Consider the following 13,805-nt stretch of genomic DNA (forward strand, 5'->3'; position numbering starts at 1 on the left):
GGCCATGATGTCCGCCAACCGTGTGGTCTGGACCGAGGGCATGTTCCTGCGGGTCCAGCATTTCCAGCAAGCCGACCGGCATATGGAACGCCAGCTGCACGCCCGCACCGAGACGCTGGCGCCCTTCGCCTGGGGCCTGAGCGAGTTGACCATCAACCGGGAACTGCTGGGCATCGGCAAGTTCGCCATCGTTTCCGCCCGCGGCATCCTGCCGGACGGCACGCCCTTTTCCATCCCGGATGAGGCGGACCACCCGCCGCCGCTGGAACTGTTCGACACCACCAAGAACTGCGTCATCTATCTGACGCTGCCGGTGCGCCAGCCGGGTGGGGCCGAGGTCGGCCTGGTCAACAGCGACGACGCCATCACCCGTTTCGTGCCCTCGCGGTACGAGGCGTCGGACGCCAATCTGGGCAGCGACCATGCCGCCCCCATGGACGTGGCCCGCCTGCGGCTGCGCCTGGCGCCGGAGACCCAACCGCTGGCGGGGTATGAGAAGATCGCCATCGCCCGGGTGGTGGAGGTGCGCTCCGACCGCGCCGTCATCCTGGACGAACAGTTCATCGCCCCGGTCACCAGTGTCGCGGCCCAGCCGCCGCTGGCCGCCTACCTCACCGAGTTGCAGGCCCTGATCCAGCACCGGGCGGAGGCCTTGGCCGGCCGCATGGCGGGCCCCTCGGCCAAGGGTGCGGCGGAGATCGCCGACTTCCTGCTGTTGCAGACGGTCAACCGGTATGAGCCGCTGCTGCGCCACTACGCCGCCACCGCGGCCATGCTGCATCCGGAACGGCTCTACCGCCTGTGCGTGGAGATCGCCGGCGAACTGGCGACCTTCACCACTGAGGCCAAGCGCGCCGCCGTCTTCCCGGAATACCGGCATGAGGACTTGCAGAACAGTTTCCGCCCGGTGTTCGCAGACCTGCGCTCCTCCCTCAGCGCGGTGCTGGAACAGTCGGCGGTGGCCATCCCGCTGCAGGCGCGCCGCCACGGCATCAAGGTCGGCGTCATCGTCGACCGCGCCCTGCTGTTCAACGCCACCTTCGTGCTGGCGGTGACGGCCGACATGCCGGTGGAGCATCTGCGTCGCGTCTTCCCCAACCAGGTGAAGATCGGCCCGGTGGAACAGATCGCGCAGTTGGTGAACGTGGCGCTGCCCGGCATCGCCGTCCGGGCCCTGCCGGTGGCGCCCCGCCAACTGCCCTATCGCAACGGCCAGGTCTATTTCGAGCTGGACCGCAGCAGTCAGCATTTCAAGCAGCTCCAGAAGTCCGGCGGCATCGCCCTGCACCTGGCGGGTGATTTCGCGCAGATCGAAATGGAGTTGTGGGCCATCAAGGGGGGTTCGTGATGTCCTATCCCAGCTACGGCCAGTCGGCGCATGAGCCGACGATCGTCAAGCCCACGCCGGGCGGCCGACGTTCGGCGCCGGTGCAGATCGTGGCGCCGCCCACCGATTTCGCGCCCGAAGACACGGTGGACCTGACGCTCGGCGGCCTGAACCCGCTGGTGGCGGCCGCCGGCCCCATCCTGACGCTGATCCGCCGCCTGCGCGTTTCCGCCGGGCAGTCCAACATCGAGGAACTGCGCGAACGCGTCGCCAGCGAGATCAAGACCTTCGAGAAGCGCGCCCAGGCCACGGGCGTGTCCAGCGAGGCCGCGCGCGCCGCCCATTACGCCCTGTGCGCCACCGTCGATGACGTGGTGCTGAACACCCCCTGGGGGGGCGGGCAGCGCCTGGTCGCGGGCCGGCATGGTCATCTCCTTCCATATCGATGTGACGGGGGGGGAGCGGTTCTACGACCTGCTGAACCATTTGCTGAAGGATCCGGGCGCCAACATCCAGGTGCTGGAACTGATGTACCTGTGCCTGTCGCTGGGTTTTGAGGGGCGCTTGCGCATCCTGCCCCAGGGCTCGCTGGAGCATGCCCGCATCCGCGACAACCTCTACCGCACGCTGATGCAGCGCCGGGGCGACGTGGAACGCGAATTGTCGCCGTCCTGGCGCGGGGTGGAGGCGCCCTATCGCCCGCTGCTGCCCAGCATCGAATTCTGGACCGTCATGGCGGTGACCCTGATCATCATCACGGTGATGGCCACGGGCTTCAGCTTCGCCCTCAACGGCAGTTCCGACACCACCCTGGAAAAGATGGCCGGCCTGCCGCCGGTGGGCCAGCCCAGCGTCAGCATCGCCGCCCCCACGGCACCGGTGCAGCCCAAGTCGCGCGACCTGGACCAGTTCCGCGCCTTCCTGGCGCCGGAAATCGCGCAAGGGCTGGTGACCGTGGTGCCCCAGGGCATGAACACCGTTGTGCGCATCCGCAACGTCGGCATGTTCGCGTCGGGCAGCAGCGAGGTCAACGACAGCTACGCCGCCCTGCTGAACCGCATCGGTCAGGCGCTGAACACCCGCCCTGGCGCTGTGCTGATCACCGGTCATACCGACAATATTCCCATCCGCACCATTCGGTTCCCATCGAACTGGCATTTGTCACAGGCCCGGGCCGACGCGGTGGCCGCCGTTGTCGCCACCCACCTGACCGACAAGTCCCGGGTCAAGGCCCAGGGCATGGCCGATACCCAGCCCATCGCCAGCAACGACCAGGATTCCGGCCGCGAGGCCAACCGCCGCATCGACATCATCCTGAGCGCGCCGCCGGCGCCGTCCCCGGACGCCGCTACGCCCGCCGCCGCGCCTAACGGGGATCCGGCCCAATGAACGCCATCGTCGCCCAACCCTTCATCTCCGCCATCGCCACCCCCTTCCGCGCCCGCTGGGCTTGGTCCCTGATCTGGGCCGTCGGTTTCGCGCTGGTCATCTGGTTCTTCGGCGCCCTGGTGTCGGTCGGGACCCACCGGCCGCTGGAGGCCGACGTGGTGCGGCTGGTCGCGTGCTGCGCCGTGTTCGCCACCTGGGCCGCCTTCAACCTGCAGGTCAACCTGAAGGCGCGCCAGACCGACCGCCGCATGGTCCACGACCTGACCGATCCCAGCGAGGAGGAGAAGCGCCGCGGGTCCGACGCCGCCTCGGCCGAGGAATTGCGCCTGCTGCGCGACCGCTTGCAGGAAGCGCTGAACCAGCTGCGCAAGAAGGCTGGACGCAAGGGCATGGGCCGCGGCTACCTGTACCAGCTGCCCTGGTACATCATGGTGGGCCCGCCGGGCTCGGGCAAAACCTCGGCATTGCTGACCTCCGGCCTGAACTTCCCGCTGTCCACCACCATCGGCCGCGACCCCTTGAAGGGCATCGGCGGCACCCGCAACTGCGACTGGTGGTTCACGGATGAGGCCATCCTGCTGGACACGGCCGGCCGCTACACCACCCAGGACAGCGATCCGCACCACGACCAGGCCGCCTGGCTGGGTTTCCTGGACCTGCTGAAAAGCTATCGCCCGCGCCAGCCGGTGAACGGCGCCATCGTGGTGATGAGCCTGGCCGACCTGATGGCCCCCGACCCGACGGAGCGCCTGAACCACGCCCGCGCCATCCGCCAGCGCCTGAATGAGCTGTACGATCGCTTCGGCATCCGTTTCCCGGTCTACATGCTGTTCACCAAGGTCGACCTGGTGCCGGGCTTCGTCGAGTTCTTCGACGGCCTGGGCAAGACGGAGCGCGAGCAGGTCTGGGGCATGACCTATCCGTTGGACAACGGCGCGCCGGAAAGCAACGGCGTGGTCGACCAGTTCCCCAACCAGCTGGAAGGCCTGGTCGTCCGCCTGAACGAACAGTTGCTGGAACGTGTGCAGCAGGAGGCCGACATCGAGCGGCGCGGCCTGGTGTTCAACTTCCCCAACCAGGTGGCCAGCCTCAGCGACGCGCTGATGGAGATCCTGAACGAGATCTTCCGATCCAGCTATTACGAGACGCGGCCCCTGCTGCGCGGCAGCTACTTCACCAGCAGCGTCCAGGTGGGCATGCCCATCGACCGGACCATGGCCACCATCGCCGCCACCTTCGGGCTGGACCCGGTGCGCCCGTCCGTCAACAACCGCCAGGGCCGCAGCTACTTCCTGACCCGCCTGTTCCGCGAGGTGATCTTCGCGGAGGCCGCGGTGGTCAGCCTGAACCCCAAGGTGGAACAGCGCCGCCGCCGCATGCGCATCGCCACATACGCCCTGTCGGCTGTGGTGCTGGCCGTGCTGGCCTACGCCTGGAGCACGGGGTATGAGGCCAACAAGCGCCAGGTGGCCCTGATCGACGACGGCCTGGCCGCCTATGACAAGGCGGCGGCCGGCATCCCCAGCTACGACGTCACGGACGAGGATCTGCCCCGGGTCGTGAAGCCGCTGAACATCCTGCGCAACTTGCCCACGGGGTTGGAGAACAACGAGGGCGTGGCCAGCCACTGGCTGACCTTCGGCCTGTACCAGGGCGACAAGCTGAAGTCGGTGCACGCGGCCGTCTATAACCGCGCGCTGAACGGCCTGATGCTGCCCCGCCTGCTGGTCCATCTGCAGAACCAGATGCGCGCCCACGCCGATGACGACGATTTCGTGGCCGGCGCCCTGAAGATCTACCTGATGCTGGGCAGCCGGGGGCCGCTGGATGCCGCCGCCGTGCGCCAGTGGATGCAGGCCGAGTGGGCCGCCACCTGGCCCGGTGACACCAACAAGCCGCTGCGCGACGACCTGGCCCGTCACCTGGACGCCCTGCTGGGCGGCAACCTGACGCCCATCCCGCTGGACGCCACCCTGATCGCCCAGTCGCGCCAGAGCCTGGAGAAGCTGTCGCCGGCGGAACGGGTCTACGCCATGGCGCGCCAGCATGAGGGCGTCAGCCAGCTGCCGCAGTGGCGCCCCATCGACCATGCCGGCGCCACCGCCGACAACATCTTCACCCGCGCCTCGGGCAAGCCGCTGACCGAGGGCATCCCCGGTGTCTACACGCCCGATGGCTTCAAGGCCTTCCAGGCGGCCCTGACCTCGGTGATCGCCGAGGTGCAGGGGCAGAGCTGGGTGATGGGCGACAACAGGAACGCCGCCAACGCCAATCAGGCCGCCCAGGCCGATGACCTGCGCAACCGGGTGATGCAGCTGTACTACGCCGACTATATCCAGCAGTGGGACGGCATGCTGGGCGACCTGCGCATCATCCCGCTGGGTGACATGCAGCAGACCATCGCCGTGCTGAACCTGCTGTCCAGTCCCGACATGCCGCTGCTGAAGCTGCTGCGCGACGTGGCGGCGCAGACCCAGATCGTGCCGCTGCCCAAGCCGGGAACCACGCCTGCGGCCGTGCCCACGCCGGATGCCCCGGCCGGTGCGGTGGCGGTGTCGCAGCACTTCCAGGCCCTGCAGGACTTCGTCACCTCCGCCAACGGCGCGCCGGCCCGGGTGGAGGATCTGATCCGCCTGCTGGGCGAGGCGTACCAGGAGCTTAGCAACGTCGCCAGCGGTCCCGGCAACGGCCGCCTGGCCATGTACACCCGCACCTCGCACGGGGCGGGCGGCGGTCCGGTGCAGCAGCTGGCCAGCCAGGCGCCGCAACTGCCGCGCCCGGTGTCCGGCTGGGTCGCCACCATCACCGGCAGCGTGTCGGAACAGTCGGTCGGCGGCGCCCGCGCCCAGCTGACCAACATGTGGGGGGCGGAGATCGGCGGGTTCTGCACTCGCGCCGTCACCGGCCGCTATCCCTTCGCCAAGGACGGCACCAAGGAAATCTCCGTCGGTGACTTCACCCGGCTGTTCGCCCCCAACGGCATGCTGGACGCCTTCTTCAACAACCACCTGAAGACCCTGGTCGACATCTCGGGCAACAAGTGGCGGTGGAGCAAGGTGGGCGACACCGGCATGGGCATCCCGGACGGCGTGCTCGCCTCCTTCCAGAACGCGGCGCAAATCCGCGACGCCTTCTTCCCCGATGGCGGCCAGACCCCGCGCGTGGCCTTGCAGGTGACGCCGGTGACCCTGGACCCGAAGAGCACCGGCGTGCTGTTCGCCAGCGGCGGCCAGCAGATCGAATACCAGCACGGGCCGCAGTGGCCGGCCAGCCTGCAATGGCCGGACAACGACCCCAACGGCGTCAGCCGCGTGGTGTTCGAGGTGACCGACGGCATGCCGCAAAGCCTGATGAAAACCGGCCCCTGGTCGCTGTTCCACCTGGTCGACCAGGGCACGGTGACGGCGCTGGGCAGTGACAACCTGCGTGTCAACTTCACCTCCGGTGCCCACAACGCGGGCTTCGAGATGAAGTCCAGCACCTCGCTTAACCCCTTCATCCTCCGCGAACTGAGGGCGTTCCGTTGTCCAGTGTCCTTCTAAACACCGCCGCCGTCGCCGCCGTCTCAACCCGGGAGCCTGGCTTCTTCGGCAAGATCCCGGCCAGGGGCGACTTCGTCTCGCGCCGTCTGGACCCGTCGGTCGTGCGTCCGCTGGACGAATGGCTGCAGGCCTCGCTGGCCACCAGCCAGCGGCAGATGGGCGAGGGGTGGCTGCCCAGCTACCTGGACACGCCGGTCTGGCGTTTCGTCCTGGGGCCGGGGGTCTGTGGCGACACCACCATCGCCGGGGTGCTGATGCCCAGCGTCGACCGGGTGGGGCGCTACTTCCCCCTGGTGCTGGCCGTCCCGCTGCCAGGGTGCATGGCACCCACCCGCCTGATCGAAAGCGGCCGGGCGTGGTTCGACAAGGTCGAGGATCTGGCCCTGACCTCGCTGGACGACAGCTTCGACTTTGACGGCTTCGACGCCGCCGCCCGCAATCTGGGCCTGCCGCCCTATGACACCACGCGCGGGCCGGCCGAAAGCAACGCCTTCCGCGTGGGGCTCAACAGCGGCACGCTGAACGGGGCGGTGAACGGCCAGGCGCCCATGGCCGCCGCCTATGGCCAGTTGCTGGACCAGGTGCTGATCGGCTTCAACAACAGCTTCAGCCTGTGGTGGACCTCGGGCTCGGACAAGGTCGCCTCATCCCTGCTGATCTCCCCCGGCCTGCCGGCGCCGCAGAACTACGCGGCCTTCATGGACGGCCGCTGGGAACGCTGGGGCTGGGAACGGCCGGCCGACACCTCGCTGCACCTGGCGGATGAGGATCTGCCCATCCTGCTGCTGCGGCCGGTGGTGGAACTGCCGGGCCATGGCCGCACCCATGCCGGCACCCGCCGTACCATCAACCAGGACGCCCTGCTGCTGCGCCCCGATCTGGGCCTGTGGTGCGTGGCCGACGGGCTGGGCGGCCATTCGGCGGGCGAGGTCGCCAGCGCGCTGACGGTCAAGTCGCTGTCCAGCGTGCTGCCGCCCCTGTCCTACGGGGGTTTCGTGGAAGAGGTGCGCGAGGCGCTGCTGGACGCCAACGACATGCTGCGCGACCAGGCGGCCTTGCTGGGCGACCAGGCGCTGATCGCGTCCACCGCCGTGGTGCTGCTGATCTACGCCAACCGCTTCAACTGCCTGTGGGTGGGCGACAGCCGCATCTACCTGCTGCGCGACGGCCATCTGCGCCAGCTGACGGCGGACCACGTCGCCGCCGGCATCAACAACCAGCAGCGCGCCACCATGCTGGTCACCCGCGCCGTCGGGGCCGCCGACACGCTGGAGATCGACATGGTCCAGGACGTGGTGCAGGCGGGCGACCGTTTCCTGCTGTGCAGCGACGGCGTCACCAAGGTGCTGGACGATCCGGAGATCGCGGCCCTGCTGAAAGGTATGCCCCCGCGTGAGGCGGTGGACGCCCTGATCGAGAACATCCTGGTCAGTGGTGCTCCCGACAATCTGACCGCCATCGTGGTCGATGTGCCCAGCGTGGCCCAGTCGACTGCCCCGACCGCGCCATACGTTCCGCCGGTGGCGGCGCCGCAGGCCGGCGCGCCGGTGCTGATTGAGGATGTGCCGCCGGGGGGTGCCGAATGAGCCAGGCCGTCTTGACCCCCACCGCCTCCACTGTTCCGCCGCCGCCAGAGTTGGGGCAGGAGGCGCCCTTGCAGCCGGACGAGATGACCTCGCTGCTCATGAGTCCGCAGACGCCGGATGAGCTGACGCGCTTCGCCCCGGCCGAACTGACCGAGCTGATGCTGTCGGCCGAGGAAGAGGCGTTGCCCGAGGTGGCCCCGGCCCCGGCCCTGCCGAAGGTGCCGACCCGTGACGTGGTCGAAACCCAGATGGCCGGCCTGATCGCCAACGTCCTGGCGGAGGCGCGCCGCGCCGGCCTGGACGAGGTCGGGTCCATGGACCTGCTGGGCAACGCCCGTGGCATGCTGGATCGCTATATCCAGTCGGCCCAGCGCCCGTGGGAGGATGAGCCGGAGGCGCCCAAGGCCAACCCCACCGCGTCCTCGGTGGTGCCGGGCGCCACCTTGCTGAACACCTTCGTCGTGCGCACCCTGCTGGCCCGTGGCGGCATGGGGGAGATCTACCGGGTCCGCCATCGCGACCTGAAGACCGACCACGCGGTCAAGGTCATCATCCCCGAATATCGCGACGACGCGAAGATCGTGAGCCTGTTCCATGAGGAAGGCCGCCTGTTGCAACGGGTGCGCCATGACGCCGTGGTCAGCTGCGGCGGCCTGTTCCGCGACGCCGACGGCCGGTCCATGCTGGTGCTGGAATATGTCGACGGGCCGTCGCTGTCCTATTTCCTGCGGCGTGGCCCCCTGGGCCTGACGGCGCTGGAGGCCTTGCTGCGCCGCCTGGGCGCCGGGCTGGCGGCCATCCACGCCGTCGGCCTGGTGCATCGCGACGTGTCGCCGGACAACATCCTGCTGCCGGGCGACAACCCGGCCGCCGCCAAGATCATCGATTTCGGCGTGGCACGGGAGATGCGCAACGGCGCCACGCCGCGCGATGGCCTGGACTTCGCCGGCAAGTTCTCCTTCGCCTCGCCGGAACAGTTGGGCATGCACGGCGGCGCCATCGGCGTGGCGTCCGACATCTACAGCCTGGGCCTGGTCATCCTCGCCGCCGCGCGGGGGGAAAAGCTGCCCATGGGCCAGACGGTGGAGGAGGCGACGGCGGCCCGCCGGCACGTGCCGGCGCTGGACGCCGTGCCCGACCGCCTGCGCGGCCTGGTGCAGGCCATGCTGCAACCCGACCCGAAGCGCCGCCCGGCCGACCTGGCCCAGTTGCTGCGCGCCCTGGACACCGCCAGCGCCCCCGCCCGCAAGGGTGGATTCATGGGCTGGCTGCGTCCCATCCTGGGAAAGGGGGCGTGATGGATACCGTGACCGTGGCGCCTGCCGCCACCTCCATCCTGGATCTGGACGCGCTGCTGGCGCCGCTGCCGGGCGATGCTCCCTGCGGGCTGGATCTGCGCGAGCATGCCGGCGGCGATGCCGTCTATTTCCAGCTGAAGGATTTGCGCGCCGCCGCCCGCGCCATCGAGCGGCGGGCGGATTCCGATGATGAGGCCCAGTCCTCGCTGGCGGAATGGCAGCGCATCCACCAGTTGGGCACGGTCGCCCTGCGCGACCGCACCAAGGATCTGGAAATCGCGGTGTGGATGACCGAGGCCGCCGTGCGCCTGGACGGCTTCGGCGGCCTGCGCGATGGCTTCCGCCTGATCGCCGGCCTGGTGGAGCGCTATTGGGACGGCGTCTTCCCCCAGCCGGATGAGGACGGCATCGCCGTGCGCCTGTCCCCCATCGGCGGCCTGAACGGCCATGGGGCGGAAGGCACCCTGATCCAGCCCATCCGCAAGGTGCCGCTGGTGCCGGAGGACGGCGACGCCGGCTTCGCCTATTGGCACTACGCCCTGGCGCAGCGGGCCAGCCAGACGCCGGACACCCGCAACCGCCCGGGCCGCAAGCCGCCGCCCACGCTGGACGAGTTGCGCCAGCGCGCGGCCCAGGCGCCGGTGGCCGCCAAGCGCCGCACCCTGACCGAGGTGCGCGCCTGCCGCCAGGCCTTCCGCGACCTGGACCGGCTGTTGACGGAGCGCTGCGGCGGCGAGGCGCCGCCCACCTCCACCATCGCCAACATCCTGGAGGAGGTGGAGGATGCCGTCGTGTTCCTGACCGGCTTGGCCGAGGAGGAGGCGGCGCCGGCCGCCGAGGCCGCCGCCACTCCCAAGGCCGACGCTGCCGCCGAGGATCAGGGGCATGACGGCCCCCGCCGCCCGGCCAAGGGCATCACCAGCCGGGAAGAGGCGCTGAGCCTGCTGGATGAGATCGGACAGTATTTCCGGCGGACGGAACCGCATTCGCCGCTGTCCTACACCATCGCGGACCTGGTCCGGCGCGGGCGCATGCCCTTGCCCGACCTGCTGGCGGAACTGCTGCAGGACGCCGGCGCCCGCAACAGCCTGCTGACCGCCGCCGGCATCCGGCCGGTCCAGAATTCAGGACAATAGACGATTGAAACCAAATCACTTTTCGTCGCTGCGAACCGCGTACGACACCAAGCAACCCGTGGGTAGGAGAACTTAAAATGGCCAGTGTTCATGACAAGCTCGAGCGGGTTCGCAAGCCGCGCGTGCACATCAAGTACGAGGTCGAGACCGATGGCGCGATGGTCGAGAAGGAGCTGCCCTTCGTGGTCGGCGTCCTGGGCGACTTCTCCGGCGATCCGACGGAGGATTTGAAGCCGCTGAAGGACCGCAAGTTCATCCAGATCGACCGCGACAACTTCAACGAGATCCTGGCGCGCATGAAGCCGTCCCTGGCCTTGCGGGTGCGCAATGAGCTGGAGGACGACGACAGCGAGATGGCGGTGGAGTTGAGCTTCTCCTCCCTGGAGGACATGGAGCCCGGCCAGATCGTCCGCCAGGTGCCGGCCCTGCGCAAGCTGTTGGAGACGCGCAACCAGCTGCGCGACCTGCTGACCAAGGCCGACCGCTCGACCCAGCTGGAAGACCTGCTGGAATCCATTCTTCAGGATGACGCCCAGCTGCGCAAACTGTCGCAGCAGTTGGGTGTCGCCACCGAGGAGGTGAAGTGATGACCGACACGCTGACCGTATCCCGCGACGAAGCCGCCACCCTCGACAGCGTCTCGCTGCTGGACCAGGCCATCGGCGCCACCAAGCAGACGGAGCCGGCCCGGGTGCAGGAACTGCTGCGCACCCTGACGGAAGAGGCGCTGTCCGGCACGGTGACCTACAGCCGCAACCTGACGCTGACCCTGACGGAGGCGGTGAAGGCCATCGACGCCAAGCTGTCCAAGCAGCTGGCGGCCATCATGCACCACCCGGAGTTCCTGAAGCTGGAAGGCAGCTGGCGGGGCCTGCACCACCTGGTGATGAACACCGAAACCAGCGCCAATCTGAAGGTCCGCGTCCTGAACGTGCGCAAGCGCGAACTGATGAAGGACCTGTCCAAGGCGGTGGAGTTCGACCAGAGCGAACTGTTCAAGAAGCTGTACGAGAACGAGTTCGGCACGCCGGGCGGTGAGCCTTACGGCATGCTGATCGGCGACTATGAGTTCACCAACCACCCCGAGGATGTGCAGATGCTGACCAGCATCTCCAGCATCTCGGCGGCGGCGTTCGCCCCCTTCGTCACCGCGGCCAGCCCCAAGCTGTTCGGCTTCCAGGACTATCAGGAACTGGCCAAGCCCCGCGACCTGGAGAAGATTTTCGATTCCGCCGAATACACCCAGTGGCGCGGCTTCCGCGACAGCGAGGACAGCCGTTTCGTCACCCTGACCTTGCCGCGCGTCCTGGCCCGTCTGCCCTACGGCAGCGGCACCCTGACGGTGGACGACTTCAATTACGAGGAAGGTCCGATGGATGGCGCCGGCAAGGCCCAGGCCCTGGACCATTCCGAATATTGCTGGATGAACGCCTCCTACGTCCTGGGCGCGCGCGCCACCGAGGCCTTCTCCAAATACGGCTGGTGCACCGCCATCCGTGGCGCCGAAGGGGGCGGCAAGGTGGAGAACCTGCCCACCCACGTCTTCGTCAGCGATGACGGCGATCCCGACCAGAAGTGCCCGACGGAGATCGGCATCACCGACCGCCGCGACGCCGAACTGGGCAAGATGGGTTTCCTGCCGCTGTGCCATTACAAGAACACCGACTACGCCGTGTTCTTCGGGGCCCAGACGGCGCAGAAGCCCAAGAAGTACGACCGCCCGGACGCCACGGCCAACGCCGCCATCTCCGCCCGTCTGCCCTACATGATGGCGACCTCGCGTTTCGCCCATTACCTGAAGGTGATGGCGCGCGACAAGATCGGTTCCTTCCTGGAGGTCGAGGATTGCGAGGCCTGGCTGAACCGCTGGATCAACAACTACGTGAACGCCAACGAAGGGGCGGGCCAGGAAATGAAGGCCGCCTATCCCTTGCGTGAGGCCAAGATCACGGTGAAGGAGATCCCGGGCAAGCCCGGCTCATACAACGCCATCGCCTGGCTGCGGCCCTGGCTGCAGATGGAAGAGCTGACGACCTCCCTGCGCATGGTGGCGCGGATACCGAGCAAGCTCTGATGCAGCAGACCCTTGAGGCGGCAGCCCCGGGGGTGGAGCGTAAGATCGACGTCGTGGAAGGCCGGCCCGTCCGGCCCGAAGCGCCCCGGGTTTGGCGGCTGGACCTCAGCCGCCACCCGGACAAGCGCCTGGTCATCGACCAGCTGATCGCGTCGATCGATGCCCTGCTCACGGCCCAGGTCAACGCGATCCTGCACCATCCACGCTTCCAGCAATTGGAAGCGTCGTGGCGCGGGCTGCTTCAGCTCACCGAAGCGTCGGCGACCACCCGCGCCGTCAAGATCCGCGTGCTGGACGTGTCCTGGCGCGAACTGTGCCGCGACTTCGAACGCGCCATCGAGTTCGACCAGAGCCAGCTGTTCGGCAAGGTCTACAGCGATGAGTTCGGCACGCCGGGCGGGGAGCCCTTCGGGCTGTTGATCGGCGACTATTACGTCCAGCACCAGCGGGCCGCCGACCACCCCACCGACGACGTGGGCACGCTGAAGGCCATCGCGGCGGTGGCGGCCGCCGCCTTCTGCCCCTTCGTCACCAGCTGTTCGCCGGCCCTGTTCGGCCTGGACAGCTTCGCCGACCTGTCCAACACGGTGGACCTCGGCCGCTCGTTCGAGGGGCATGAGTTCATCCGCTGGCGGGCCCTGCGGGAGGCGGACGACGCCCGTTTCGTCGGCATCGCCCTGCCGCACGTGCTGATGCGCCAGCCCTATGGCCGCGACCCCAACCGGGTGGACGGTTTCCGCTTCGCCGAGCGGGCGGGGCGGCCGGGTGCTGCTGATTACCTGTGGGGCAACGCCGCCTTCGCCTTCGCCACCGTGGTGATGCGCGCCTTCCAGCAGTACGGTTGGTTCGCCGACATCCGCGGCGCGCCGGACGATCTGGGCGGTGGCGGCCTAGTGGACGACTTCCCCGGCCATGCCTTCGCCAGTATGGGACGGGCGTCGCCGGCGGCGGCCCCCATGGACGTCTACCTGTCCGACCGGCAGGAAAAGCAGCTGAGCGACCTGGGCATCGTGCCCATGTCACGGGTCAGCTACCTGGACGCCTGCGTCTTCTACAGCAGCCAGTCGCTGCACGCGCCCAAGGTCTATGACCGCGCCACCGCCTCGTCCAACGCGCGGCTGTCGGCCATGCTGCAGTACGTGCTCTGCGCCTCGCGCTTCGCGCACTACATCAAGATGATCGGTCGGGACAAGATCGGCTCCTTCGCCACGGCGCAGGATTTCGAGGCGCATTTGCGCGATTGGCTGCGCGGCTATTGCCTGGGCAACGACGACGCCAGCAACAGCTTCAAGGCGCGCTATCCGCTGCGTGAGGCCGAGGTGCAGGTCCGCGACATTGTTGGCCGGCCGGGCGCCTTCGGCTGCGTCATCCACCTGAAACCGCATTTCCAGCTCGACGATGTCCAGACCAGCTTCCGCCTGGTCACGGAACTCGTCGGCCCCCAGGTCTGAGG

General features: G+C 68.4%; 10 protein-coding genes. All 10 read left to right on the forward strand.

Annotated features, from left to right (window positions below; genetic code table 11):
• Positions 1-4: 4 nt before the first annotated feature.
• Complete coding sequence (gene tssK, locus PW843_28915) at positions 5-1,348, forward strand: type VI secretion system baseplate subunit TssK (GenBank protein ID MDE1150590.1); 1,344 nt, start codon at positions 5-7, stop codon at positions 1,346-1,348.
• Positions 1,348-1,884 carry a type IVB secretion system protein IcmH/DotU gene (icmH, locus tag PW843_28920; protein MDE1150591.1) on the forward strand — a complete coding sequence of 179 codons (537 nt, stop codon included), beginning with the start codon at positions 1,348-1,350 and terminating at the stop codon, positions 1,882-1,884. Before tssK ends, icmH begins: the two co-directional genes overlap by 1 nt.
• Positions 1,775-2,716 (forward strand): type VI secretion system protein TssL, long form, encoded by a 942-nt coding sequence (gene tssL / locus PW843_28925; GenBank protein MDE1150592.1) that lies wholly within the window; start codon positions 1,775-1,777, stop codon positions 2,714-2,716. Before icmH ends, tssL begins: the two co-directional genes overlap by 110 nt.
• Positions 2,713-6,258: a type VI secretion system membrane subunit TssM gene (gene tssM, locus PW843_28930; protein MDE1150593.1), complete on the forward strand. Its 3,546-nt coding sequence runs from the start codon at positions 2,713-2,715 to the stop codon at positions 6,256-6,258. Before tssL ends, tssM begins: the two co-directional genes overlap by 4 nt.
• Positions 6,240-7,844 carry a type VI secretion system-associated protein TagF gene (tagF, locus tag PW843_28935; GenBank protein MDE1150594.1) on the forward strand — a complete coding sequence of 535 codons (1,605 nt, stop codon included), beginning with the start codon at positions 6,240-6,242 and terminating at the stop codon, positions 7,842-7,844. The genes tssM and tagF overlap by 19 nt, the downstream gene beginning before the upstream one ends.
• Positions 7,841-9,142 (forward strand): serine/threonine-protein kinase, encoded by a 1,302-nt coding sequence (locus PW843_28940; protein MDE1150595.1) that lies wholly within the window; start codon positions 7,841-7,843, stop codon positions 9,140-9,142. The genes tagF and PW843_28940 overlap by 4 nt, the downstream gene beginning before the upstream one ends.
• Positions 9,142-10,278: a type VI secretion system protein TssA gene (gene tssA / locus PW843_28945; protein MDE1150596.1), complete on the forward strand. Its 1,137-nt coding sequence runs from the start codon at positions 9,142-9,144 to the stop codon at positions 10,276-10,278. The genes PW843_28940 and tssA overlap by 1 nt, the downstream gene beginning before the upstream one ends.
• Positions 10,279-10,355: 77 nt before the next feature.
• Entirely contained in the window at positions 10,356-10,865 is a 510-nt protein-coding gene (gene tssB / locus PW843_28950; protein ID MDE1150597.1) for a type VI secretion system contractile sheath small subunit, read from the forward strand.
• Positions 10,865-12,352 (forward strand): type VI secretion system contractile sheath large subunit, encoded by a 1,488-nt coding sequence (gene tssC / locus PW843_28955; GenBank protein MDE1150598.1) that lies wholly within the window; start codon positions 10,865-10,867, stop codon positions 12,350-12,352. The genes tssB and tssC (PW843_28955) overlap by 1 nt, the downstream gene beginning before the upstream one ends.
• Positions 12,352-13,803 (forward strand): type VI secretion system contractile sheath large subunit, encoded by a 1,452-nt coding sequence (tssC, locus tag PW843_28960; GenBank protein MDE1150599.1) that lies wholly within the window; start codon positions 12,352-12,354, stop codon positions 13,801-13,803. Before tssC (PW843_28955) ends, tssC (PW843_28960) begins: the two co-directional genes overlap by 1 nt.
• Positions 13,804-13,805 lie beyond the last annotated feature (2 nt).

Source organism: Azospirillaceae bacterium (assembly GCA_028283825.1).
Taxonomy (GTDB): domain Bacteria; phylum Pseudomonadota; class Alphaproteobacteria; order Azospirillales; family Azospirillaceae; genus Nitrospirillum.